We start from the raw sequence: 22,710 nt of genomic DNA, 5'->3' as shown, positions 1-22,710 counted from the left end.
GGCCCCGCGAAAGCGCGGGCAGGGCGCCCGCGCGGTACGTCAGTGCAACGGTCCCGGTTCCTGCCCGGCCGCGACGTACTGGCGGATCAGCCGCACCGTATCGATATCGTTCTCGCGATACGCGGACTTGACGATCTCCTGCGTCTGCACGGCGTCCTGGTCGGTCGAGACGGGCAGCGTGGTCGCGTACTCGAAGCGTAGGAACAACTGCAGCTCATCGGGCTGCTCGATCGTCATCGTCAGTGAGCCGCCGACGTGCTCGGCGGTCGGCAGGATGTCGTAGCGCACGCTTTCGCTTTCCTGCAGCGTGACGCGATCGCGCACGGTGGCCTGGCCGTAGTGCAACTCACGCTCGAGCACATTGCCGTCGCGCGACAGGATCGTGCAGCTGTCGAGACCAATCACGAACAGTTGCGGCTGCTCGGCGCGCAGCACGAGCCCTTCCCACAGCTGCTCGCGGGTCATCGATTCGACGAAGGGATTCAACGGATCGTTGATCTGAATAAGGTGTTCGAAATTCAAGACGACTGCGTCCTATGAAAATATTGCAATACCCGTGACCCGAACGGACGGCGTCCGACCGTCCTATGCGCGTTTGCTGCGGCTGTTAAGCGACCGCGAGCGCGGAGCGGATCGAGATCGTGTGCGTGAGGATCTTGTGCACCGGGCACGCATTGGCAATTTGCAAAAGCCGTTCCCGCTGCTCGCCGGAGAGTTCGCCATCGAGCATGATCTGACGGTCGATCGTCGAGCCTGCGTCGCCGGTTTCCATCGACAGTTTGACGCGTACGCCCGCGAGCGGCCAGCCTTTGCGCTGCGCGTACATCTTTAGCGTGATCGACGTACAAGCGCCGAGGCTCGACAGCAGCAGCGAGACCGGCGTCGGGCCGCGGTCGCCGCCGCCTAGCGATTCGGGTTCGTCGGCAAGCCAGGTGTGCTTGCCGTCATCGAATACGACCTGGAAATTCGTCGAACCGATGTGGGCGGTGACGGTGGGCTCTGCCATGCGCGGCTCCTCTGCTAGGGATCTAATAGCGTCGCGCGCCGCGGACTGTCGAAATCAACGCGGGCCGCGCGACATGAGCCGTTATTGTGAACGAATTTAGCGGCGTTCGCGGCCCGTGGCGGATGATTTGGCGGCGCGCGTGGCTGGTGGCAAGCTTCGCCTCGCGCCGACAGGCGTGACAAACGCGCGGCACGCGCTCGTCTGTCAGTGCGTGATCGCGCCCATCCGCCCGGCCTGATAGTCGATCACCGCCTGACGGATCTCGTCTTCGGTATTCATCACGAACGGGCCATAGCGCACCACCGGCTCCTTCAGCGGCACGCCGCCGAGCAGCAGTACTTCGAGTGGTTCGTCGCCGGCCGTGATGGTCACCGCGTCGCCGTCGTTGGCGAACACCACCATCGTGCGCGCGTCGATGTCCGCGCGCGCGTCGCCTTCGCCATACACGCCCTTGCCGGACAGCCCATACGCGAACACGCGATAGTCGGCCGGTACCGGCTGGCGGATCGGCGCGCCCGGCTGCAACGAGAAATGCTGATACAGGATCGGCGTGCGCGTTTCGATCGCGGCCTTGACGCCGAGCGCTTCGCCCGCGATGACCTTCACGCGCACCTGACCGTCTTCGGACGTCGCGGCCGGAATGCGTGTCGACGGAATTTCCTGGTAGCGCGGCGCGATCATCTTGTCGCGACGCGGCAGGTTCACCCATAGCTGCAGGCCGTGCACGCGACCGCCGGTGCGCGTGAATTCCGGGTCCGGCATTTCGCTATGCACGACGCCCGCGCCCGCGGTCATCCATTGCACGTCACCGGCGTGCAGCGTGCCGGAATGGCCCGCCGAATCCTTGTGGCCGAACTGGCCCTCGAGCACATAGGTGACCGTCTCGAAGCCGCGATGCGGATGATCGGGCGCGCCGATCGCCTCGCCTGGCGCATAGTCGACCGGCCCCATTTCGTCGAGCAGCAGGAACGGATCGAAGTCCATCAGCAGACGCGTCGGAAACGGTCGATGAACGATAAACCCGCCGCCCTCCACTGTGCGAACCGACGGGAACGTGCGTTCGATCGTGCGTGACGTAGTCATCAATATCACCTCGAAAAATGGGGAATAGCGCGATTTCTGAAACATGGGGCTATTATAGGGACCGTTTTTGGCGGTGCCAGACGTCCCTCAGCAATGGATTGTTCTATTCATGGAACGATGAGATGAAGATCGATTCACACAATCTGAACGACCTCATGTACTTTTCGCAGGTCGTCGAACATGGCGGATTTTCGGCCGCCGAGCGGGTGCTGGGCATCTCGAAGTCGCGCCTGTCGCGTCGGCTCACGGAGCTGGAGGCGTCGCTCGGCGTGCGCCTGTTGCAGCGTTCCACTCGCAAGCTCGCACTGACCGAAGCGGGGCAGCTGTTCTACCAGCACTGTCAGGCGATGCTCAGCGAAGCGCAGGCGGCGGTCAATGTCGTGCAGCAGCTGCGCTCGTCGCCGCGCGGCACGGTGCGCGTCAGCGTGCCGGTTACGATCTCGCAGACGATCCTGTCGACGATCCTGCCGGAATTCATGCACCGCTTTCCGGAGGTGCGCGTCGTGATGCGCGTGACGAATCGCGTGGTCGATCTGTTCGAGGATTCGATCGACGTCGCACTGCGCGTGCGTTCGGATCCGCCGGAAAACGCGAACATCGTCGTGCGGCCGCTGTGGCGCACCGAGCAGATGCTGGTCGGCGCGCCGAGCCTGCTGCAGCAGAATGCGCCGCCGCTGACGCCGGGCGACCTGAACCGCTTCGAAACACTCGACGTGCCGACGAGCGACGGCCGCCACGTGTACAACCTGATCTCGCCCGACGGCACGCGCCATGCTCACGAACACGAGCCGCGCCTCGTGACCGCCGATCTGATGACGATTCGCGAGGCGGTGCTCGCCGGCGTCGGCATCGCCGCCTTGCCGGAGATGATGTATGGAGCCGCGTTGAGAGCGGGGCAACTGTCGCCCGTGATGCCGGGCTGGAGTTTTCCGACGCCGCAGTTGTACGCGGTGTTCGTGTCGCGTCAGGGGATGGTGCCGGCCGTGCGCGCGTTCGTCGATTATCTGGTCGAGATGCTCGATCCGGATGAGGGCAAGCACATCATCGGCGAGTGTCCTGAGCGCGCCGAAAAAGCGGTGGCGCAGGGATCGGTGGCGAGGGCGTCCTCCGCTGCGTCGGCGGCGGTTTCATAAGGCTCTGTGGCAACTTAAGGGGGCACGGTGCGCCGCGGGCCGCTAGCGCGCTTCGGAAATCGTTTTTAGCATTTAAGCGCGGCCTGTCATGATTACTTTCAATGGTCGTTTGCTTGAATGCGCGCGCACACAGGCATATAGTGAAATCCCTTTCGCTAAGGAGTGTCCTATGCGAAAACTCATGGCCGCTATCATAGCGGGCCTGATAGGGCTGACCGCGTTGTCCGTGTCGACCACGGCCCTCGCATGCGGTGATAAAAGCTATCAGTCTTCGGCCGATGGCAAATGATCCCGCCGCCCGAAGGCGCCGAGTGCGCACAAAAAAAGGCCTTCATCCGACGATGAAGGCCTTTTACTTTTTGGCCCTGTTTAAAAGGGGTGTTCCCGTGGACGAGCGCGCCGCTCCGCGTGCCACGTTACCGTTTACTTCGCTTTGGGCTGCGTGACGAAACCAATCTTCGTCAGTCCGCCAGCCTGCGCGGCCGACATCACCTGAGCGACCTTCTCGTACGGCACCTTGCGGTCCGCATCGAGATGCAACTCCGGCTGCGGGCTCGCCTGCGCGGCCGCGGCGATCTTCGCGGCGAGCGCCGCATCGTCGACCTTGGTGCTGTCCCACAGCACGTTGCCGTCCGCGTCGATCGACACCGTCACCTGCGCGGGCTTCGTGTCTTCCCTCTGACTGCTCGCGTGCGGCAGATCGATCTTGACCGCGTGACGGATCACCGGAATTGTCACCATAAAGACGATCAGCAGAACCAGCATCACGTCGACGAGCGGCGTCATGTTGATCTCGTTCATCAGGCCGTCGTCATCGTCTCCGGCGAAAGGGCTCATTGCCATTGGAATGCCTCGTCGATCAGTTGGCGCGGGTTGCGAGACGCAGGCCGTCGCCGCGCCTGGTCGACGACAGACGGGCACCGGTCACGAAGAACGCATGCAGGCCGTGAGCGAAGCGGCTCAGCTTCGCGACGATCGCCTTGTTGGCGCGCGTCAGCGCGTTATAGCCGAGCACGGCCGGAATCGCGACGAACAGACCAAACGCGGTCATGATCAGCGCTTCGCCGACCGGGCCGGCGACCTGGTCGATCGACGACTGGCCGCTCGCGCCGATCGCGAGCAGCGCGTGATAGATGCCCCAGACCGTGCCGAACAGGCCGACGAACGGCGCGGTGCTGCCGATCGACGCAAGAATTGCAAGACCGCTCTGCATGCGCGCGACGCTTTCGTCCATCGTGTCTTTCAGGCAGCGCGTGATCCAGTCCGACACGTCCATGCGGTCGTGCAGATGCGGCTGCGTCTGGTGATGATGGTCGGCCGCTTCCTGGCCCGACAGCGCGAGCGCGAGGAACGGGTTGTCATGCGGCGTCGAGGCGCCGCCGCCGAGCTTCTTCACGCCGTCGGCGAGGTCGTCCGAATGCCAGAACGCCTGCTCGGCGTTCTTCGTCAGGCGCTTCAGGCGCATCACGTTCCAGCCTTTGACGACGATCACGCTCCACGACATCACCGACATGATCAATAGCGCGAGCGCGATACCGCGCGTCACGAAATCCCCTTGCGCCCACACGTGTGCCAATCCGTAGTTTTGCATTGCAATCCCTTGTTTTTGAAATCTTGCTTCAGTCGGTCAGATTGAAGTTGAAAGGCTGGGTGTACGCGGCCCTGACGGGCTCGCCGTTCTCGAGATACGGTTTGCAGGCGCTCGCGCGTATGGCGGCCAAGGCCGCGTCGTCGAGACGGCTAAAGCCGCTGCTTTTCTTCAACTCGATGTTCTCGAGCTTGCCGGTCAGACCGACGACGAAGTGCACGTACGCGGTGCCGGATTCGCCGCGGCGCCGCGATAGAGCCGGGTATTCGGGCTGGCTGATATTGCAATCGAGGTGCGACACGTTTTTCGGCGCGCTGATTTCCATCGTCGGCTTGCCGATCGCGGGCGCTGCCGCGGTGGGCGGTGTCGCCGACGCGGCGGGCGCGGGCGGCGTCGGATCGGGCGCCGCGACCGGCGTCGGCGATGGCGCAGCGGCCTGTGGCAACGGAGTTGGCGTCGGCTTGGGCGTTGGAGTCGGCTTCGGCTGGGCTTTCGGTCTTGTATGGACGGGCGGCGTTGGCCGGGGCGGCGGCGGAGCGATCGATTGCAGCGCGACCGGCGCGGCGAGCGGCGCGGGCGGCAGCAGTTCGGCGGTCATCATGTGCGATTCGAGCGCGACCGGCACAGGCTCGTGACGCAGCGTCATGATCACGGCGAGCAGAGCGACGTGAACCGCGGCGACTATGGCAGTGGCTGTCAGCGCGCGGGAATTCGGTCGGGTGGACGACGCCAGCGTGGCGCGGGCGGAAACGGGACGCGGAGCCTGCATGGTCAGTGTGGCAGCGCACCGTGCGGGCGGCGCGTCAAACAGGGCATCGTCATGTTCGGAAAATCAGCAGCGAAATGAACAAAGTAGTCACGAAACCAATCAGCAATTCCATCTCGAACTCCTTTCGAAGGGGGAGCGGGGTAGCTGGCTGGTACGAGTACTGGCTTGCTGACGGCAGTGGGATAACGCAGTACGGCGGACAGTACTGCGGTTGTGTTGCAGACGTGCGGCACATTCAACGTCGCATCGGAGCGCTACATAAAGCGTGCGTGAAGCAGAGGGGCTTTTAGACGCACCGACACGGCCTGCACCGGCCCTGCTAGCTGAGCTCAGGCTGCCTTGCGCTCGTAGAACGCGACTTGCACGACCTCGGCGACGCTCTGCACCTGCCGATGCTCGACCACGCCGCAACGGCTCGCGCACACGCCGCTTTGCAGCATCACGTCACGCACGGATTCCTCGCATTTGCCGCAGCACGAGGCGACGCCGAGTTCAAACTGCAACTCGTCGAACGAGTCGATGCCGTCCGCAATTGAGGAGCGGATTGTGCGGTCGGATACGGATTTGCAGACACAGACGATCATGGCAGGCGTGATAGCTAACGTTAATGCGAATTATTATCATTTTGTTTGGTTCGTTTGGCAAGCGTCCCGTGCGATTTTTTGTAACAAAACCAGACTCTTAGAATGGATTTCGTCGGCAGGAAGGGCGGGGCGCGCGCCGATTGCCGGCGCTAGGCGGCGCGAGAATCCGATGCGGCCGTGCGGCCCGACGGTATCGATACCTGCTCGACCGCGGCCTCGATCCGCAGCAGCGTGGCGGCGAGTTGCTGCTGATGGATGCCGTCGTCGGTGGAATAGAAGCGCGGCAGCGGCGTGCCCCCGGCCGACGCCGCGGCGCACAGGCCGTGCTGCTCGAGCACGCGTTCGAGCTGACGCGCGATCGCCACGCTCGTGTCGATCAGCGCGAGCCGCTCGCCGACGATGTCGCGGATCGCCGCGTCGAGAAAGGGGTAATGGGTGCAGCCAAGCACCAGCGTGTCGGCGCCCGCGTCGAGCATCGGTTCCAGGTAGCTGCGCAGCAGTGCCTGCAGCTCGGCCGAGCCGACGTCGCAACGCTCGACCGCCTGCACGAGCCCGTGGCCGGGCTGGCACAGAAAGCGGCAGTCGGCGGCGTAGCGTTCGAGCAGCCCCTGAAAGCGGGCGCTGCGCAGTGTCGCCTGGGTCGCCAGCACGCCGGCGACGCGGCTTTTCGATTGCAGCGCGGCGGGCTTGACACCCGGCTCGACGCCGACGAGCGGAATCGGCAGCTTTTCGCGCACCAGCGCGATCGACTGCGCGGTCGCCGTATTGCATGCGACCACGAGCGCCTTCGCGCCTTGTGCGGCGAGCCATTCGCCGATGGCCAGCGTGCGGTCGGTGATGAAGTCGTCGTCGCGCTCGCCGTAGGGCGCGTACAGCGAATCCGCGACATACAGCAACGCCTCGTCAGGCAGTTGCGCGCGCACCGCGCGCAGCACCGACAGGCCGCCGAGCCCCGAATCGAAAATGCCGATCGGCGCCCGCGACGCGGCGCCAGCGGCAACACTGCGGACAGTCGGGGACGGCGAAGGGGCAGGCATAGGCGAAAAAAACGAGCGGGAAGTGGCGGTCGGCGAAAAGGGTGAAACCACGGTGAGGCGCGAACAAGCGCGCAAGTATATCGCCCGTGCGGTACGGTCCGGCGCGAATGCCTGCTGGGCAGGCGTCGTGCCGCTACCGCGCGGGATGCTTCAGCGTGCTTCGATCAGGACTCGACCGAGCCCATCGCGCTTTGCTGGTAGTTCTGGATACCGACCTTGTCGATCAGATCGAGCTGGGTTTCGAGCCAGTCGATGTGCTCTTCGGTGTCGTCGAGAATCTTCGTGAAGATTTCGCGCGAGATGAAATCGCGCACCGATTCGCAGTAGGCAATCGCCTCCTTGCAGGTGCCTTGCGAAATCTGTTCGAGCTTCAGATCGCATTCGAGGATCTCTTTGGTTTCCTCACCGATCAGCAGCTTGTGCAGGTCCTGCAGATTCGGCAGACCGTCGAGCATGAAGATCCGTTCGATGAGCATGTCGGCATGCTTCATTTCGCCGATCGACTCGTCGTACTCGTGCTTGCCGAGCTTGTCGAGGCCCCAGTGGCCGTACATTCGGGCATGCAGGAAATATTGATTGATCGCGGTCAGTTCGTTTTTCAACTGCGCGTTCAGATATTCGATGACCTTCTTGTCGCCTTGCATGTTATTTCCTTTTTCGGGAACCTTGAATTTCCAACAACAATAAACGCCATGTCCAAAAAAGCCAAGAGATCCGATACAACTGTTGGCGGCGTTGGCGGCCTCGTGCGTGCGGCGCCTTGCGCGTGCATGACGCACGGAAAGAAAAAGCCGGGATCGCGGCCCCGGCTTTTCGACTGACCTGAGTAGCGTTAATCGCGACTCATCAAGCCGTGGCGACCGGAATCTTGCCGATCTTGGCTTGCCATTCCTTCGGGCCGGTCTGGTGCACGGAGGTGCCGTTCGAATCGACGGCGACCGTGACCGGCATGTCCTGCACGTCGAACTCGTAGATCGCTTCCATGCCGAGGTCTTCGAACGCGAGCACCTTCGCGCTGCGGATCGCCTTCGACACGAGGTACGCCGCACCGCCGACGGCCATCAGATACGCTGCCTGGTGCTTCTTGATCGCCTCGATCGCGACCGGGCCGCGCTCGGCCTTGCCGATCATCGAAATGAGGCCCGTTTGCGCGAGCATCGTCTCGGTGAACTTGTCCATCCGCGTCGCAGTGGTAGGGCCCGCCGGGCCGACCGCTTCGTCGCGCACCGGATCGACCGGGCCGACGTAGTAGATCACGCGGTTCGTGAAATCGACCGGCAGCTTCTCGCCCTTCGCGAGCATGTCGGCGATGCGCTTGTGCGCGGCGTCGCGGCCCGTCAACATCTTGCCCGACAGCAGCAGCGTCTGGCCCGGCTTCCAGCCCGCCACTTCTTCCGGCGTCAGCGTGTTGAGGTCGACGCGCTTGCTGGTTTCCGTGTTCGGTTCCCAGTGCACCTTCGGCCATGCGTCGAGCGACGGCGCTTCGAGCCTGGCGACGCCCGAACCGTCGAGCGTGAAGTGCGCGTGGCGGGTCGCCGCGCAGTTCGGGATGATCGCGATCGGCTTGGATGCGGCGTGCGTCGGCGCGGCCATGATCTTCACGTCGAGAACAGTGGACAGACCGCCGAGGCCCTGCGCGCCGATACCGAGTGCGTTGACCTTCTCGTGCAGCTCGACGCGCAGCTCTTCGATCCAGTCCTTCGGGCCGCGCGCGATCACGTCCTGAATGTCGATCGGGTCCATCAGCGATTCCTTCGCCATCACCATCGCTTTCTCAGCGGTGCCGCCGATGCCGATGCCGAGCATGCCCGGCGGGCACCAGCCCGCGCCCATCGTCGGCACGGTCTTCAGGATCCAGTCGACGATCGAGTCCGACGGGTTCAGCATCGCGAACTTCGACTTGTTCTCCGAGCCGCCGCCCTTGGCCGCGACCTGCACGTCGACGGTGTTACCCGGCACGATCTCGTAGTGGATCACGGCCGGCGTGTTGTCCTTGGTGTTCTTGCGCGCGCCTTCGGGCGGGCTCACGATCGATGCGCGCAGCACGTTGTCCGGATTCAGATAACCGCGGCGCACGCCTTCGTTGATCATGTCGGTGACGCTCATCGTCGCGCCGTCCCAACGCACGTCCATACCGACCTTCACGAACACCGTGACGATGCCGGTGTCCTGGCAGATCGGGCGCTTGCCTTCGGCGCACATGCGGCTGTTGGTCAGGATCTGCGCGATCGCGTCCTTCGCTGCGGGGCTCTGTTCGAGCTCGTACGCGCGGCCGAGCGCTTCGATGTAGTCGAGCGGATGGTAGTAGCTGATGTACTGCAGCGAATCAGCGATGCTCTGAATCAGGTCTTCCTGTTTGATGACGGTCATGGCTAGCTCAGTGGGGAGTGGCGCTTGTTGTCGGATCGCAGCACGGTGCGGTCAGTCTTGCGCCTTCATGGGAGTGGAAACCTTGATGCCGCCCACGGCGTGCAATGCCGCGGGCCCTTCGAAATGTTTGGGGTGCGTGTGCGTTTCGTCGAGCTTCATCGAGTCGGTGACCAGATGCCAGACTTCCTTCAGGAATAGCACGACGTAGACCGCCTGCGCGACGATCAGCCCGAGGTACAGCGGCACCTGCAGCCAGCGGCTCATGAAAACGAGGCGGGGCAGCGCGCGCATGGGGCGGCGCGGACGGGCGCAGGCGGGTCGCGAAGCGGACATAGGCAACGGTCAGATGAAGCGCGGGTGACGGAACAGGGGGCCAGGCGCCGACGGCGGTGCGGGGCGCGGCCACCGAAGGGGCGCGAGACTCGCGTCAGGCGCGCCATTGTACAGCGTCGGTCGAATCTGCTGCTTTGCGGCGGGCAGCGCCCGCCACACCGGAATTACGATGCGATCGGCGGCACGCTGCGCGGACGGCTAGTTCAGTTAGCATTGTAAAAGGCCGTACGAGAGAGCATAAGGGTGCGAAAGCGGGCGTGCTGGCGGTGCGTCGAGTTCGCATCACCGGTATGCAATGTGCTGCGAGTGAGCGTAGAAGGTTCTGTAGAACGGGCGATCTTTTTCGCGCGCATCTCGTCTGATCAACACGTAACTGCATCGATGGCTGGCGGGATCTAAGGGTTTTCGCTTGCAGATCAACACGATGCGCGTAAGTGGCCGGTAAGTTGCAGCGCTTATGGTTAAGCCTTGACGCGGAATAGGATCGCGCAGGGCGCCCGCATGCACGGATGTTGCGATGCCGCACGCACGCGCGTTCGACGGTATCGCGAGGTGGGAGACAGCGCCGCTCGTGGCGGCTCGAACAGGATAAGGCCCGCGCGCGCCGCGCGCCGGTACAGGTTTTACGTTTCATCTTCACCAAGGGGTTGTCGATGTCTGCGATTGAATCGGTTCTTCAGGAACGCCGCGTTTTTCCGCCCTCCGCTGACACTGCGAAGGGTGCCACGATCTCCGGCATGGACGCGTACCGGGCGCTCGCCGCCGAAGCGGAGCGCGACTATGAAGGCTTCTGGGGGCGTCTCGCGAAGGAGACGCTGAGTTGGCACAAGCCGTTTACGAAGGTGCTCGACGAATCGAAGGCGCCGTTCTACACGTGGTTCGGAGACGGCCAGCTGAACGCGTCGTATAACAGCATCGACCGTCACGTCGAGGCCGGCAACGGCGAGCGCGTCGCGATCGTGTTCGAAGCCGACGACGGTAGCGTCACGAACGTCACCTATCAGGATCTGCTGCAACGCGTATCGCGCTTCGCGAATGCGCTGAAAAAACGCGGCGTGAAGAAAGGCGACCCGGTCGTCATCTATATGCCGATGTCGATCGAGGGCATCGTCGCGATGCAGGCGTGCGCGCGGATCGGCGCGACGCACTCGGTCGTGTTCGGCGGCTTCTCGTCGAAGTCGCTCAACGAGCGGCTCGTCGACGTCGGCGCGGTCGCGCTGATCACGTCCGACGAACAGATGCGCGGCGGCAAGGCCTTGCCGCTGAAGAACATCGCCGACGAAGCGCTCGCGCTCGGCGGCTGCGAGAAGGTCAGGAGCGTGATCGTGTACCAGCGCACCGGCGGCAAGGTCGCGTGGGACGCAGGGCGCGACCTGTGGATGCACGAACTCGCACAGGCCGAGTCGGACCAGTGCGCGCCCGAATGGGTCGGCGCCGAGCATCCGCTCTTCATCCTCTATACGTCGGGCTCGACCGGCAAGCCGAAGGGCGTGCAGCACAGCACCGGCGGCTATCTGCTGTGGGCCGCGCAAACGCTGAAATGGACCTTCGACTGGCGCCCCTCCGACGTGTTCTGGTGTACCGCCGACATCGGCTGGATCACCGGCCACAGCTACATTACGTACGGGCCGCTCACGCTTGGCGGCACCCAGGTCGTGTTCGAGGGCGTGCCGACCTATCCGGACGCCGGGCGCTTCTGGCAGATGATCGCGAAGCACAGGGTCACGCTGTTCTATACGGCTCCTACTGCGATCCGCTCGCTGATCAAGGCCTCCGAGGCCGACGCTAAAGTGCATCCGAAGAGCTACGACCTGTCGACGTTGCGCATCATCGGCACGGTCGGCGAACCGATCAATCCGGAAGCGTGGGTGTGGTACTACGAGAACGTCGGCGGCGGCCGCTGTCCGATCGTCGATACGTGGTGGCAGACCGAGACCGGCGGCCACATGATCGCGCCGATGCCGGGCGCGACGCCGCTCGTGCCGGGTTCGTGCACGCTGCCGCTGCCGGGCATCATGGCCGCGGTCGTCGACGAAACCGGGCAGGACGTGCCGAACGGGCAGGGCGGCATTCTGGTGATCAAGCGCCCGTGGCCGGCGATGCTGCGCAACGTGTGGGGCGATCCGGAACGCTACAAGAAGAGCTACTTCCCCGACGAGCTCGGCGGCAGGCTCTACCTCGCCGGCGACGGCGCGGTGCGCGACAAGGAGACCGGCTACTTCACGATCATGGGCCGCATCGACGACGTGCTGAACGTGTCGGGCCATCGTCTCGGCACCATGGAGATCGAGTCGGCACTGGTGGCCAATCCGCTCGTCGCGGAAGCCGCCGTGGTGGGCCGCCCCGATGCGACGACCGGCGAGGCGGTGTGCGCGTTCGTGGTGCTCAAACGTGCGCGTCCGCAAGGCGAAGAGGCCGTGAAGCTCGCGAACGACCTGCGCAACTGGGTCGGCAAGGAGATCGGTCCGATCGCGAAGCCGAAGGACATCCGCTTTGGCGAGAACCTGCCGAAGACGCGTTCGGGCAAGATCATGCGTCGTCTGTTGCGTTCGCTCGCGAAGGGCGAGGAAATCACCCAGGACGTGTCGACGCTGGAAAACCCGGCGATTCTCGATCAGCTCGGCGAGTCGATTTAAAGCGTTGTAAGCGGATCTGCGCGGACGGCGGCGGCGGTGTCGATCGACACGCTTGCGGGCACGCCGCGCAGAACCGTTATTCGAGTGGACGGCTTACGTCACGGCGTTGCGCGGACAATCCCAATTGCCTCGCCGATGCCTTTTTGATACATAGGCGCATGGCCGCGCCGCACCTATCCTCCCACGCCAGGTTGAACCCCCCGCCCGAACCGCCACCGGTCTCGGCGGCGATGGCGCTCGCGCATCGCAAGTACTGGCGTTTCAACCTCGCGCTGATCGCGGTGCTGATGACGCTTGGCTTCTTCGTCTCCTTCGTCGTGCCATTGCTGGCGCCCGCGCTCGCGCAGGTGCACGCAGGCGGCTTCAGGCTGCCGTTCTACTTTGGCGCACAAGGCGCGATCCTGATCTACCTCGCGCTGATCGTCGTCTATATCGTGCTGATGCAGCGCGCCGATCGTCAGTTGCAGCACGCGTTCGAAGCGGATTCGCAGCGCGATGCGGCAAGTGGTCCCGCCGCGGATTCCACCACCGGCGCGAACGATGACGTCGCGATCGGCAAGGCCGCGCCGGCCGCGCGCGGGCGCTGAGCCGATGAAGCTCACGCATCGGCTGATCCGCTCGTACGCGCTCTATACGCTCGGCTTTCTGCTGTTCGTCTACGTGATGTGGCGCATCGAGCGCAGCACCGGTCCCGGGGTGTGGATCGGCTATGTGTTCCTGTTCGTGCCGATCGCGGTGTATGCGGTGATCGGCGTGCTGTCGCGCACGTCCGACCTGGTCGAATACTACGTAGCGGGGCGGCGCGTGCCGTCGGCGTTCAACGGCATGGCGACCGCGGCCGACTGGTTGTCGGCCGCGTCGTTCATCGGTCTGGCCGGCTCGATCTACGCGACCGGCTACGACGGCCTCGCGTACCTGATGGGCTGGACCGGCGGCTATTGCCTCGTCGCGTTCCTGCTCGCGCCGTATGTGCGCAAGCTTGCGCGCTACACGATTCCCGATTTTCTCGGCACGCGCTATTCGAGCAACGCGGTGCGCGGCCTTGCGGCGCTCGCCGCGATCCTCTGCTCGTTCGTTTATCTGGTCGCGCAGATCCAGGGCGTCGGCCTGATCGCGACGCGCTTTATCGGCGTCGATTTCACGGTCGGCATTTTCTGCGGGCTCGCGGGCATTCTGGTGTGCTCGTTTCTGGGCGGCATGCGTGCCGTTACGTGGACCCAGGTCGCGCAGTACGTCATCCTGATCCTCGCGATGCTGATACCGGTATCGATGATCGCGCACAAGGACGGCCTCGGCTGGGTGCCGCAATTCAGCTATGGGCGCCTGATGCAGCGCATGGAAGGGCTCGAGAAACAGGTGCGCGACGCGCCGCTCGAGGAGCGCGTGCGCGACGACTATCGACGCCGCGCCGCGCTGATGCAACTGCGGCTCGATACGCTGCCGCAATCGTTCATCGAGGAAAAGCAGCGGCTCACGCAGGAGGTCGGCGATCTGCGCCGCCATAACGGTCCGTTGCGCGAGATCAACGAGCGCGAGCGCGCGCTCGAACAGTTTCCGCGCGATGCCGCCGCCGCGCAGATCGTCTGGAGTCAGAAGCGAGACGACATGCTGATGCGGGCGAGCGCGCCGGTGCCGATGCAGGAACCGTTTCCTGCTGTCGGTGAGGAAGACCGGAGCACGCACGCGCGTAACTTTCTATCGCTGCTGCTGTGTCTGTCGCTTGGCACGGCGAGCCTGCCGCATATCCTGACGCGCTATAACACGACGACTTCGGTGGCGTCGGCGCGGCGCTCGGTCGGCTGGACGCTCTTTTTCGTCGCGCTGTTCTATCTGACCGTGCCGGTGCTGGCGGTGCTGATCAAGTACGAGATCCTGTCGAATCTGGTCGGCCATCATTTCGCCGATCTGCCGCAGTGGCTGATGCAATGGCGCAAGGTCGAACCGAGCCTGATCAGCCTCGCCGATACGAACGGCGACGGTATCGTGCGCTGGAGCGAGATCCAGATGCAGCCTGATATGGTCGTGCTCGCGGCGCCCGAGATCGCGGGGCTGCCGTATGTGATGTCGGGCTTGATCGCGGCGGGGGCGCTCGCGGCGGCGCTATCGACCGCGGATGGTCTGCTGCTGACGATCGCGAACGCGCTATCGCACGACGTGTACTACCACATGGTCGATCCGAACGCGTCGAGCCAGCGGCGCGTGACGATCTCGAAGATTCTGCTGCTGGGTGTCGCATTGTTCGCGTCGTACGTGGCGTCGCTGAATACGGGGAATATTCTGTTTCTGGTCGGGGCGGCGTTTTCGCTGGCGGCGTCGAGTCTGTTTCCGGCGCTCGTGCTCGGCGTGTTCTGGAAACGCACGACGCGGCTCGGCGCGGTGGCGGGGATGGTCGCGGGGCTTGTCGTGTGCATTTACTACATTGTGTCGACGTATCCGTTCTTCACGCAGTTGACGGGATTCACGGGTGCGCGCTGGTTTGGCATCGAGCCGATCAGTTCGGGCGTGTTCGGTGTGCCGGCGGGTTTTCTCGTGGCGATCGGGGTGAGTTTGCTCGATCGAAAGGCGGACGCTTATACGATCGCGCTGGTCGACTATATCCGGCATCCGTAGGCGGTTTGCGCGGAGCTTTGGCCAGGGTGTGGCGCAGGGCGCGAAGTTTGCTATAATTCGGCTCCCCGCCGGAGAGATGGATGAGCGGTTTAAGTCGCACGCCTGGAAAGCGTGTATAGGTTAATAACCTATCGGGGGTTCGAATCCCCCTCTCTCCGCCAGGACATCCAATGAATACGGGCCTTTCGGCCCGTTTTTCGTTTCTACCCGCACCAGTACCCACACGCGTGCACGCGGTGCAATTTCCCACCCGCCGGCGGCCATTTCGATGCGTCGTCTACGAACAACACAGGTCGGGGTTTTCCGGGGCTCGGCTCGACAAAGAGACTTACCGGGGAACAAATGAAAAGCCCCGCTCGGGGCGGGGCTCATTCAGGCCTATGCCTAAGGCTTTCTGGCAGTTCGATCGGCGAGGCAAGAGAAGAAAATATGTTTGCGAGATCCTGGTAGTCAAGCCTGCCTTCAGCCACGTCAACCATGATCTCTTCGAGCGCCTGAGTACGACGGACTGCGTACCCTTCAATAAGCAAATAGGTTAACGCCGAAACCAGCGCCGTCCTCTTGTTGGCATCCGAAAAAGCGTGTCCGCGCGCGATCGCTTCTGCGTAAAGCCCGGCGATCTCAAAGACATCCTCCAGTCCGCCATAGTGAATGCGGTTCTCAATACGACCAAGGGCACCCTCCAAGGTGCCCCTGTTCGTCGTGCCAACGAGTCCTGGTTCGCGGGAGAGAATAAAGTCGTGCACGATCACGACCATACCCGCATCAAGAATCATCTCTTTGCCAGCGCTTGAATGACAGCATGATGCTGTTCGTACACGCGTTTGGCTGCATTGAGGATCTGCTTACGACCATCCGCGGAGCTTGCATTGACCTTTGTTGTCGGGAGCTGTACGCCTGCCCGGGCCTTGACTTCGACTCCGTGGATGTTCCCGGTCTTTCCTTTCATGACCATAGAATCTCCTTCGGGGTTGGGTTTTAAGGGGCTGTCACATCGTTGTTAACGTCGATTCTACACACAAGTTTAGTTTCCTGAACGGTGCTGTTTACCACATCACCCCTCATCCCTCTCCCGCAACTCCCCCGTATTCCCCCGTTCCGCGCAAGCGCCCGTAACAGGCGGCCGCCCCCGCGTCGCCTCTGACAGCGTCACTCCCTGCTGAATCCCCGCCTTCGCCAGCATATGTGCGCTAATCGGCGCGGTGAGAAACAGAAACGCCGGAATCAGCAACTCATGCAGGCTCGCGAAGTTGTTATGCGCGCTGAAATACACCACCGACGCGAGCACGATGCCGCCCACACCGAGCGTGGTCGACTTGGTCGGACCGTGCAGCCGCATGAAGAAGTCGGGCAGCCGAGCGAGCCCGACCGCCCCGACCAGCGTGAACAGGCTGCCGGCCAGCAGCAGCAAACAAACGATCGCTTCGACAAAAGTTTCCATCGGCATACCCCACGCTAGTTGAGTTCGATGATGTCGCCGCGCTGCAGATACTTGGTGAGCGCGACGGTACCCACGAAACCCATCACGGCAATCAGAAGCGCAACCTCGAAGAGCACCGTCGAGCGCAAGCTGATGCCGTACACGACGATCAACGCGATCGCATTGATGTTGAGCGTGTCGAGCGCGACGATGCGATCGGGCAGCGACGGCCCGCGCACGAGGCGCCACAGCGCGAGCAGGAACGCGATGCCGAGGATCGCGAGCGAGATCGGAATCACGATGGCTAGCATGCGAAGATCTCCATCAATGGGGCTTCATAACGGGACTTGATGAGCGCGATGAGTGCCGCTTCGTCGCCGAGATCGAGCACGTGCACGGAGAGGCGCGTGCGGTCGTCGCTGAGTTCGGCGCACAGCGTGCCCGGGCTCAGCGAGACCACGCTGATGAGTACCGTGAGCGCGATCTCGTGGGTGCTGTCGAGCGGCACTTCGATGAACGCCGGGCGCATCCGCTGCGTCGGGCCGAGCACGAGCAGCGCGACCTCGACGTTGGCCACGATGATATCGACCAACACATGCCAGGCGAGGAGCACGAGCAGCCACGGTCGGCCGAAGCGCACCGGTCGCAGCCACAAGCCTTCGGCGACGCGAAAAGAGATCGCGTAGCCGAGCACGGCGCCGAGCAGCAGATTGCCCGGCGAGACGTCGTTCATCAGCAGCACCCAGCAGATGATCAGGAAGACCGCGAGCCACGGGTGGGGGAAGAGCCTTTTCAACATCGTCAGTTCCCCTGTGCGTCGGCCGTGGTCGCGGCGGCCGCTGGTGGCGAGGAGCGCGCCGCGGGCAGGATCGCGTGCACGTAGGCGGCGCGATCGAATAGCTGTGTCGCCGTATCGGTGAGATAGTGCCGCACCGCGCCGGCGCCGAGCGTGATGGCCACGACACAGCCGAGCAGGACCGCGCAGGCGGCGAGCTTCGCATTACTGCCACGCGGTGCGCGCTCCTCTTTGCCGGCGGCGGCGCGCGCGGCCGGCGCGGCCCACATCAGGCGCGTGCCCGTGCGGCTCAGCGCGACGATCGAGAGCAGGCTCGACAGCAGTACGGCCGGCCATAGCACGACTGCCGCGCCGAGCGGCGTGGCGGCCAGCACCATCGCCTTGCCGAGGAACCCGGACAGCGGCGGCAGGCCCGCGGCGCCCACCGCGGCGATCAGATAGAGCAGCGCGGCGAGGTTCGACGGCCACGGTGCATGCGTGCGCGGCACCGCTTCGACCGTAGCTTCGGCTTCGGTGTGAGCCGGTTCCCCGACCAGCACGGCGAGCGCGCCGGCCGTCTCGACCTGCAGCGGCTGCATCCGCGCCAGCGTCGCCACCGCTTCGCCGTCCGGGGCGGGCGAGATGGCCGCCGCGGCCGCGTCGTCGAGCGCTTCGAGCGAACCGGGCTCGATCGAATTGGCATCGGCGGAAACGGCGGCATGGGCGGCGTGCGGGGTCGGGGCTTGCTCGGGTTCGAGCGTGTCGGCGAGCAGGAACAGCGCGCCAGTGCAGAGCGTCGTGCTGATCAGGTAGTAGAGCAGCGCGCTCCATGCGAGCGGCGTCTGTAGTGCGATCGCCGCGATCAGCAGACCCACCGAAACCAGCACGAGATAGCCCGTCGTGGTCTTGAGACTCGACACCGCCAACGCGCCCAGCGCGCCGAACACGATCGTCGCGATCGCGAGCCACCACGCCCACTGATGCATGAACGCATCGAGCACGCCGCCCGCCGCGCCGAACACGAGCGCGTCGCAGCGCAGCATCGCATAGATGCCGACCTTGGTCATGATCGCGAACAGCGCGGCCACCGGGCCGATGGCGCTGCGGTAGGCCTGCGGCAACCAGAACGACATCGGAAACACGGCGGCCTTGAGGCCGAACACGAGCATCAGCGTCGCGCCCGCGAACTGCGCGAGCGGCAGCGACTCCGGCCCGAGACGCGCCAGACGTTCGCCCATGTCGGCCATGTTGAGCGTGCCCGTGACGCCGTAGAGCACGCCGATCGCGACCAGAAAGAACGACGAACCGACGAGGTTCATCAACAGATAGTGCAGCCCGTTGCGCACCCGTCGCGCGCCGCCACCATGCAGCAGCAGCGCGTACGACGCGATCAGCAGCAGCTCGAAGAACACGAACAGGTTGAAGAGATCGCCCGCGAGGAAGGCGCCGTTCAGGCCCATCAGCTCGAACTGGAACAGCGCACGGAAATAGCGGCCGCGCCTCGCGTCCTCGCTCGAGGTGCCGAGCAGGCAGCAGACCGCCAGCACGGCGGTGAGCACCAGCATCAGCGCACCGAGCCGGTCGAGTTCCAGCACGATGCCGAACGGCGCCGGCCATGCGCCGAGCGCGTAGCTGGCGATCTCGCCTTGCGCGGCGCGCGCCATCAGCAGGCACGCGACGGGCAGCAGCGCGATGATGGCGAGCGCGTTCAGCGCGCGTTGCAGGCGTTTCGCGCGCAGCGGCAGCACGACGATGACGCCCGCGGAAAAGAGCGGAATCAGGATCGGGAGCAGGAGAACGTGGTTCATTCGACGGGCGTCTCCTCGTCATTGACGTGATCGTTGCCCGTGATCGAAAACGAGCGCAGCGCGAGCACCACGGTGAAGGCCGTCATTGCAAAGCCGATCACGATGGCCGTCAGCACGAGCGCTTGCGGCACCGGATCGACGTATTGCGCCGCCGCCGCGATGACCGCTGGCTTGCCGATCGCAAGCCGGCCCATGCCGAGCAGGAACAGGTTGATCGCATACGAGAACAGCGTGATGCCGAGAATCACCGGCAACACGCGTGCGCACAGCAGCAGGTAGATGCCGCACGCGCAAAGCACGCCGATCGCGATGGCAAAGGCGGCTTCCATCAGCTTTTCTCCACGGACTGCATGTCCTTGTCGCGTACGCCGAGGTGCGAGACGATCGTGAGCGTCGTGCCGACTACCGCGCCCGTTACGCCGAGATCGAACAGCATCGCCGTGGACAGTTCGATCTCGCCGATCAGCGGCACGTGCAGGTGCCCGAACGCACTGGTCAAAAACGGCTGGCCGAACGCGAGACTGCCGAGCCCCGTGGCCGCGGCGATCAGAATGCCGAAGCCCGCAAGCGCGCGGTAGTTGAGGTGGATGCGCGACTCGGTCCACAGCACCCCGCTCGCGACGTACTGCAGCAACAACGCGATCGAGAGGATCAGCGACGCGATGAAGCCGCCGCCCGGCAGATTGTGGCCGCGCAGGAACACGAACACGGCGACGAGCACGGTGAGCGGCAGCATCAGCCGCGCGAGGATCGCGAGCATCAGCGGATGCGATTGCGACGACCATGGCCGGCCATCCGGCCCCGCATCGGGGGACTTCAGGCGCAGCCCGCGCAGCAGCGCCTTGACGGCGAGCCCCGCGACCACGAGCACGCTGATTTCGACCATCGTGTCGAAGCCGCGGAAATCCACGAGGATCACGTTGACGACGTTGTGGCCGCCGCTGCCGGGCAGCGCATTGGCGAGGAAGTACGGAGCGATGCCTGGCAGCGGCGCGCTCGTCATGATCCTGTACGACACGGCGCCGAGCAGCGCGCCGCCGCCGAGCGCGAGCACGCCGTTGCGCAGCCGGACGGGGAGCGGCTCGACGGCGCGTTGCAGCGCGGGCAGGAAATAGACGGCCAGCACGAGCAGCAGGATCGTGACCAGTTCGACGGAGATCTGCGTGAGCGCGAGATCGGGCGCGGAGAAGCGCACGAAGGCGAGCGACACGAGCAGGCCGCAGGTGCTCAGCATCACGAGCGCGTAAAGGGTGCGCGCACGCACGCACACCACGCCGACGGCGAGCAACGCCATCAGCACGAGGCCGCCCAGCGTGAACGGATCGGGCGGCAGGCGCGTGTGGCTGCCGCTCCAGGTGTCGAGCGCGACGAGCGGCACGCCCGGCACGATCAGCATCGCCGCGATCATCCATGCGAGGTAGGCCGGCAGCGAGCGCGTCTCGAACAAGCGCACGATCACGCCGGCGCACTGTTCGAGACGCTGCACGAAGCGGTCGAAGATTTCGCTCGCGTTCAACTCGGTGAGCGCCGTGCGACGGTGGCGGAACGCATTGCGGCGCAGGAAAAAGAGCGCCGCACCCGCCGCGAACGACACCGCGCTCATCACGAGCGGCGTATTGACGCCGTGCCACAGTCTCAGGCTGTAGTCGGGCAGCTTGCCGCCGAGCGTGACCCACGCGGCCGATTCGAGCAGCCTGCCGATGCTTTGCTGCGGGAACAGGCCGATCAGCAGGCACAGCGCCACGAGAATCTCGACCGGCAGCCGCATGAAGCGCGGCGCCTCGTGCGGCGGATAGTGCGGCAGATCGCGCGGCGTCTCGCCGTCGAAAAACACGCCCCAGACGAAACGTAGCGAGTACGCCACGGAGAGCGCCGCCGCCACGATCGCGATGACCGGCACGGCGAGGTTCAGCGGCCCGAACATGCTTTGCGCGAGTGTTTCGCCGAAGAACATTTCCTTCGAGAGAAAGCCGTTGAGCAGCGGCACGCCGGCCATCGACAGCGACGCGACGCTCGCGAGCACGGCGGTATGCGGCATGTACCTGCGCAGGCCGCGCAGACGGCCCAGATCGCGCGTGCCGGTTTCGTGATCGACGATGCCCGCGGCCATGAAGAGCGACGCCTTGAACACCGCGTGGTTGACCGTGTGAAAGAGCGCGGCGACAGTCGAGAGCTGCGTGTCGAGGCCGAACAGCAGCACGATCAGGCCGAGATGGCTGATGGTCGAATAGGCGAGCAGGCCCTTCAGATCGCGCTGCAACAACGCCAACCCCGCGCCGCCCACCAGCGTGACGAGCCCGGCCACTGTCGCCGTGTAAGCCCACAGGTGGGTACCTTCGAAGAGCGGATAGAGACGCGCGAGCAGGAACACGCCGGCCTTCACCATCGTCGCCGAATGCAGATAGGCCGACACGGGTGTGGGCGCCGACATCGCGTGCGGTAGCCAGAAGTGAAAAGGAAACTGCGCCGACTTCGTGAACGCCGCGAACAGCGTGAGCAGCAGAATGGCCGGGTAGAGCGGATCGTGCTGCACCTTGTCAAGCTGGGCGAGCACGTCGTTCAGCTCGTAGCTGCCGCATACGTGGCCGAGCAACAGCACGGCCGCAAGCAGCGCGAGACCGCCCGCGCCGGTGATGGTGAGCGCCATGCGTGCGCCGCGCCTTGCGTCGGGCCGCGATGGCCAGAAGCCGATCAGCAGGAACGAGACGAGGCTCGTCAGTTCCCAGAAGATGACGAGCAGCAGCAGGTTGTTCGACAGCACGATGCCGAGCATCGCGCCCATGAAGAGCAGTAGCAGCAGGTACAGACGCGGCAACGAATCGCTGCCGGCGAGGTAGTAGCGTGCGTAGATGAAGACGAGCAGGCCGATCGCGAGTACGAGCAACGCGAACATGAACGAGAGGCCATCGAGGCGCAGCGACAGCGCGAGGCCGATGTCGGGCATCCACTCATGGCGCCATTGCAGCACGTCGTGGTCGCCCATGCCCACGCGCTCGCTCAGCAGCAGCGCGCAGCCGAACAGCGCCGTCGCGAACGCGATCCAGGTGCAGAGCGCGGCGGCGCGCGGCCTCGTGAGCGCAATGAGCGCCGCGGCCATGAACGGAAGTAGGACGAGCCACCCCAGTACCATTCGATGCCCTCCGGGAGTTCGAGTGTTAGACGGTGTGGCTGGCCGGTGGGACTGGGCCGGCGTGCCGCCAGCCGGGCGGCTGCCCACGGGGCACAATCATAGCCGCAAACAGCCCGGCAGTTCACATCGATACATCAAGCATAAATATACGCACCGCGAAGCGCGCGGCGAGCCCGACTGATGCCCAATCATGCCCATTGATGCGGACGCGCGTTCGATTTAACACCCGTCGCGTGACATGCGGCGCGCTGATGCACTGTAATCGGCAAACTTGACGATCAATCGAGGCGCCAAATTGAAAGGAACCGAACTGGATCTGTATACAACTGAAGAGCCAGGCCACAATTGGCTTTCAATCTTTTCGATGGCACATGGGTGTCCGATGTGCCGGGCTACGGTTTAGGTATGGCGTCCCATTTCGACGATGG

Annotated in this window: 22 protein-coding genes, 1 tRNA gene and 1 pseudogene; 5 read left to right on the top strand and 19 right to left on the bottom strand. The window is 64.4% G+C overall.

The window, feature by feature from the left end:
• Nucleotides 1-39 precede the first annotated feature (39 nt).
• The 3 genes from OKW38_RS13020 to OKW38_RS13010 all read right to left on the bottom strand — a co-directional run bounded on the left by OKW38_RS13020 (nt 40) and on the right by OKW38_RS13010 (nt 2,089).
• Complete coding sequence (locus OKW38_RS13020) at nt 40-522, bottom strand: SRPBCC family protein (protein WP_090803848.1); 483 nt, start codon at nt 520-522, stop codon at nt 40-42.
• A gap of 85 nt (nt 523-607) precedes the next feature.
• A complete protein-coding gene (locus OKW38_RS13015; protein WP_184044399.1) occupies nt 608-1,006 on the bottom strand; it encodes an OsmC family protein in 399 nt (132 codons plus the stop codon).
• A gap of 204 nt (nt 1,007-1,210) precedes the next feature.
• Nucleotides 1,211-2,089 (bottom strand): pirin family protein, encoded by an 879-nt coding sequence (locus tag OKW38_RS13010; RefSeq protein ID WP_429361800.1) that lies wholly within the window; start codon nt 2,087-2,089, stop codon nt 1,211-1,213.
• 122 nt (nt 2,090-2,211) lie between these two features.
• Here OKW38_RS13010 and OKW38_RS13005 point away from each other — a divergent pair, with 122 nt between their 5' ends.
• Nucleotides 2,212-3,222 carry a LysR family transcriptional regulator gene (locus tag OKW38_RS13005; RefSeq protein ID WP_429361799.1) on the top strand — a complete coding sequence of 337 codons (1,011 nt, stop codon included), beginning with the start codon at nt 2,212-2,214 and terminating at the stop codon, nt 3,220-3,222.
• A 423-nt stretch (nt 3,223-3,645) separates the two neighbouring features.
• On the opposite strand, the gene OKW38_RS13000 is transcribed toward OKW38_RS13005, so the two are convergent.
• From OKW38_RS13000 to OKW38_RS12965, 8 genes and pseudogenes are all read right to left on the bottom strand, one after another.
• A complete protein-coding gene (locus OKW38_RS13000; RefSeq protein ID WP_090803854.1) occupies nt 3,646-4,065 on the bottom strand; it encodes an ExbD/TolR family protein in 420 nt (139 codons plus the stop codon).
• A 16-nt stretch (nt 4,066-4,081) separates the two neighbouring features.
• Nucleotides 4,082-4,813: a MotA/TolQ/ExbB proton channel family protein gene (locus OKW38_RS12995; RefSeq protein WP_018418631.1), complete on the bottom strand. Its 732-nt coding sequence runs from the start codon at nt 4,811-4,813 to the stop codon at nt 4,082-4,084.
• Nucleotides 4,814-4,841: 28 nt separating this feature from the next.
• The gene (locus OKW38_RS12990; RefSeq protein ID WP_429361798.1) at nt 4,842-5,579 is read right to left on the bottom strand and encodes an energy transducer TonB; all 738 of its coding nucleotides are present in this window, start codon (nt 5,577-5,579) and stop codon (nt 4,842-4,844) included.
• A gap of 329 nt (nt 5,580-5,908) precedes the next feature.
• Entirely contained in the window at nt 5,909-6,163 is a 255-nt protein-coding gene (locus OKW38_RS12985) for a (2Fe-2S)-binding protein (RefSeq protein ID WP_090803857.1), read from the bottom strand.
• A gap of 149 nt (nt 6,164-6,312) precedes the next feature.
• Nucleotides 6,313-7,200 (bottom strand): glutamate racemase, encoded by an 888-nt coding sequence (gene murI, locus OKW38_RS12980; RefSeq protein WP_429361796.1) that lies wholly within the window; start codon nt 7,198-7,200, stop codon nt 6,313-6,315.
• Between the two features lie 164 nt (nt 7,201-7,364).
• Entirely contained in the window at nt 7,365-7,844 is a 480-nt protein-coding gene (bfr, locus tag OKW38_RS12975) for a bacterioferritin (RefSeq protein WP_018418627.1), read from the bottom strand.
• A gap of 202 nt (nt 7,845-8,046) precedes the next feature.
• Entirely contained in the window at nt 8,047-9,570 is a 1,524-nt protein-coding gene (locus tag OKW38_RS12970; protein ID WP_429361794.1) for a fumarate hydratase, read from the bottom strand.
• A gap of 138 nt (nt 9,571-9,708) precedes the next feature.
• A pseudogene (locus OKW38_RS12965) lies at nt 9,709-9,861 on the bottom strand (YqhA family protein); the annotation flags it as partial.
• Nucleotides 9,862-10,556: 695 nt separating this feature from the next.
• Between OKW38_RS12965 and acs the strand changes: the two are divergent.
• From acs to OKW38_RS12945, 4 genes are all read left to right on the top strand, one after another.
• Nucleotides 10,557-12,539, top strand: a complete 1,983-nt coding sequence (gene acs / locus OKW38_RS12960; protein WP_429361792.1) for an acetate--CoA ligase — start codon at nt 10,557-10,559, stop codon at nt 12,537-12,539.
• Nucleotides 12,540-12,697: 158 nt separating this feature from the next.
• Entirely contained in the window at nt 12,698-13,126 is a 429-nt protein-coding gene (locus OKW38_RS12955) for a DUF4212 domain-containing protein (protein ID WP_429336066.1), read from the top strand.
• 4 nt (nt 13,127-13,130) lie between these two features.
• Nucleotides 13,131-15,149, top strand: coding sequence for a sodium:solute symporter family protein (locus OKW38_RS12950; RefSeq protein ID WP_429361790.1), 2,019 nt, complete (start codon nt 13,131-13,133; stop codon nt 15,147-15,149).
• Nucleotides 15,150-15,219: 70 nt separating this feature from the next.
• A tRNA-Ser gene (locus OKW38_RS12945) sits at nt 15,220-15,310 on the top strand.
• A 207-nt stretch (nt 15,311-15,517) separates the two neighbouring features.
• On the opposite strand, the gene OKW38_RS12940 is transcribed toward OKW38_RS12945, so the two are convergent.
• The 8 genes from OKW38_RS12940 to OKW38_RS12905 all read right to left on the bottom strand — a co-directional run bounded on the left by OKW38_RS12940 (nt 15,518) and on the right by OKW38_RS12905 (nt 22,282).
• Nucleotides 15,518-15,925 carry a type II toxin-antitoxin system death-on-curing family toxin gene (locus OKW38_RS12940; RefSeq protein WP_208524329.1) on the bottom strand — a complete coding sequence of 136 codons (408 nt, stop codon included), beginning with the start codon at nt 15,923-15,925 and terminating at the stop codon, nt 15,518-15,520.
• Entirely contained in the window at nt 15,922-16,098 is a 177-nt protein-coding gene (locus OKW38_RS12935) for a hypothetical protein (RefSeq protein ID WP_167368631.1), read from the bottom strand. Before OKW38_RS12935 ends, OKW38_RS12940 begins: the two co-directional genes overlap by 4 nt.
• Before the next feature lie 105 nt (nt 16,099-16,203).
• Nucleotides 16,204-16,596: a Na+/H+ antiporter subunit G gene (locus OKW38_RS12930; RefSeq protein ID WP_429361788.1), complete on the bottom strand. Its 393-nt coding sequence runs from the start codon at nt 16,594-16,596 to the stop codon at nt 16,204-16,206.
• 8 nt (nt 16,597-16,604) lie between these two features.
• Nucleotides 16,605-16,880 (bottom strand): K+/H+ antiporter subunit F, encoded by a 276-nt coding sequence (locus OKW38_RS12925; RefSeq protein WP_018418609.1) that lies wholly within the window; start codon nt 16,878-16,880, stop codon nt 16,605-16,607.
• The gene (locus OKW38_RS12920) at nt 16,874-17,368 is read right to left on the bottom strand and encodes a Na+/H+ antiporter subunit E (protein WP_429292575.1); all 495 of its coding nucleotides are present in this window, start codon (nt 17,366-17,368) and stop codon (nt 16,874-16,876) included. Before OKW38_RS12920 ends, OKW38_RS12925 begins: the two co-directional genes overlap by 7 nt.
• A 2-nt stretch (nt 17,369-17,370) precedes the next feature.
• Nucleotides 17,371-19,152 carry a monovalent cation/H+ antiporter subunit D gene (locus OKW38_RS12915; RefSeq protein ID WP_429361787.1) on the bottom strand — a complete coding sequence of 594 codons (1,782 nt, stop codon included), beginning with the start codon at nt 19,150-19,152 and terminating at the stop codon, nt 17,371-17,373.
• Complete coding sequence (locus OKW38_RS12910) at nt 19,149-19,481, bottom strand: Na+/H+ antiporter subunit C (RefSeq protein ID WP_429361785.1); 333 nt, start codon at nt 19,479-19,481, stop codon at nt 19,149-19,151. The genes OKW38_RS12915 and OKW38_RS12910 overlap by 4 nt, the downstream gene beginning before the upstream one ends.
• Nucleotides 19,481-22,282, bottom strand: coding sequence for a monovalent cation/H+ antiporter subunit A (locus OKW38_RS12905; RefSeq protein WP_429361783.1), 2,802 nt, complete (start codon nt 22,280-22,282; stop codon nt 19,481-19,483). Before OKW38_RS12905 ends, OKW38_RS12910 begins: the two co-directional genes overlap by 1 nt.
• Nucleotides 22,283-22,710 lie beyond the last annotated feature (428 nt).

Source organism: Paraburkholderia sp. MM5496-R1, from assembly GCF_050436205.1.
Taxonomy (GTDB): Bacteria; Pseudomonadota; Gammaproteobacteria; order Burkholderiales; family Burkholderiaceae; genus Paraburkholderia; species Paraburkholderia tuberum.
The sequence above is the reverse complement of the archived record's forward strand: the minus strand, read 5'-3'. Positions and strand labels throughout refer to the sequence as shown.

What these genes read in the sequence shown, in the direction of transcription:
- OKW38_RS12920 (WP_429292575.1), bottom strand. Translation starts at nt 17,368, where the DNA reads ATGTTGAAAAGGCTCTTCCCCCACCCGTGGCTCGCGGTCTTCCTGATC.
- OKW38_RS12915 (WP_429361787.1), bottom strand. Translation starts at nt 19,152, where the DNA reads ATGAACCACGTTCTCCTGCTCCCGATCCTGATTCCGCTCTTTTCCGCG.
- OKW38_RS12985 (WP_090803857.1), bottom strand. Translation starts at nt 6,163, where the DNA reads ATGATCGTCTGTGTCTGCAAATCCGTATCCGACCGCACAATCCGCTCC.
- OKW38_RS12950 (WP_429361790.1), top strand. Translation starts at nt 13,131, where the DNA reads ATGAAGCTCACGCATCGGCTGATCCGCTCGTACGCGCTCTATACGCTC.
- OKW38_RS13005 (WP_429361799.1), top strand. Translation starts at nt 2,212, where the DNA reads ATGAAGATCGATTCACACAATCTGAACGACCTCATGTACTTTTCGCAG.
- OKW38_RS13015 (WP_184044399.1), bottom strand. Translation starts at nt 1,006, where the DNA reads ATGGCAGAGCCCACCGTCACCGCCCACATCGGTTCGACGAATTTCCAG.
- OKW38_RS12905 (WP_429361783.1), bottom strand. Translation starts at nt 22,282, where the DNA reads ATGGTACTGGGGTGGCTCGTCCTACTTCCGTTCATGGCCGCGGCGCTC.
- bfr (WP_018418627.1), bottom strand. Translation starts at nt 7,844, where the DNA reads ATGCAAGGCGACAAGAAGGTCATCGAATATCTGAACGCGCAGTTGAAA.
- OKW38_RS12935 (WP_167368631.1), bottom strand. Translation starts at nt 16,098, where the DNA reads ATGAAAGGAAAGACCGGGAACATCCACGGAGTCGAAGTCAAGGCCCGG.
- OKW38_RS12925 (WP_018418609.1), bottom strand. Translation starts at nt 16,880, where the DNA reads ATGCTAGCCATCGTGATTCCGATCTCGCTCGCGATCCTCGGCATCGCG.
- OKW38_RS12995 (WP_018418631.1), bottom strand. Translation starts at nt 4,813, where the DNA reads ATGCAAAACTACGGATTGGCACACGTGTGGGCGCAAGGGGATTTCGTG.
- OKW38_RS12990 (WP_429361798.1), bottom strand. Translation starts at nt 5,579, where the DNA reads ATGCAGGCTCCGCGTCCCGTTTCCGCCCGCGCCACGCTGGCGTCGTCC.
- OKW38_RS12970 (WP_429361794.1), bottom strand. Translation starts at nt 9,570, where the DNA reads ATGACCGTCATCAAACAGGAAGACCTGATTCAGAGCATCGCTGATTCG.
- OKW38_RS12955 (WP_429336066.1), top strand. Translation starts at nt 12,698, where the DNA reads ATGGCCGCGCCGCACCTATCCTCCCACGCCAGGTTGAACCCCCCGCCC.
- OKW38_RS13000 (WP_090803854.1), bottom strand. Translation starts at nt 4,065, where the DNA reads ATGGCAATGAGCCCTTTCGCCGGAGACGATGACGACGGCCTGATGAAC.
- OKW38_RS13010 (WP_429361800.1), bottom strand. Translation starts at nt 2,089, where the DNA reads ATGACTACGTCACGCACGATCGAACGCACGTTCCCGTCGGTTCGCACA.
- OKW38_RS12910 (WP_429361785.1), bottom strand. Translation starts at nt 19,481, where the DNA reads ATGGAAGCCGCCTTTGCCATCGCGATCGGCGTGCTTTGCGCGTGCGGC.
- OKW38_RS12930 (WP_429361788.1), bottom strand. Translation starts at nt 16,596, where the DNA reads ATGCCGATGGAAACTTTTGTCGAAGCGATCGTTTGTTTGCTGCTGCTG.
- acs (WP_429361792.1), top strand. Translation starts at nt 10,557, where the DNA reads ATGTCTGCGATTGAATCGGTTCTTCAGGAACGCCGCGTTTTTCCGCCC.
- OKW38_RS12940 (WP_208524329.1), bottom strand. Translation starts at nt 15,925, where the DNA reads ATGATTCTTGATGCGGGTATGGTCGTGATCGTGCACGACTTTATTCTC.
- murI (WP_429361796.1), bottom strand. Translation starts at nt 7,200, where the DNA reads ATGCCTGCCCCTTCGCCGTCCCCGACTGTCCGCAGTGTTGCCGCTGGC.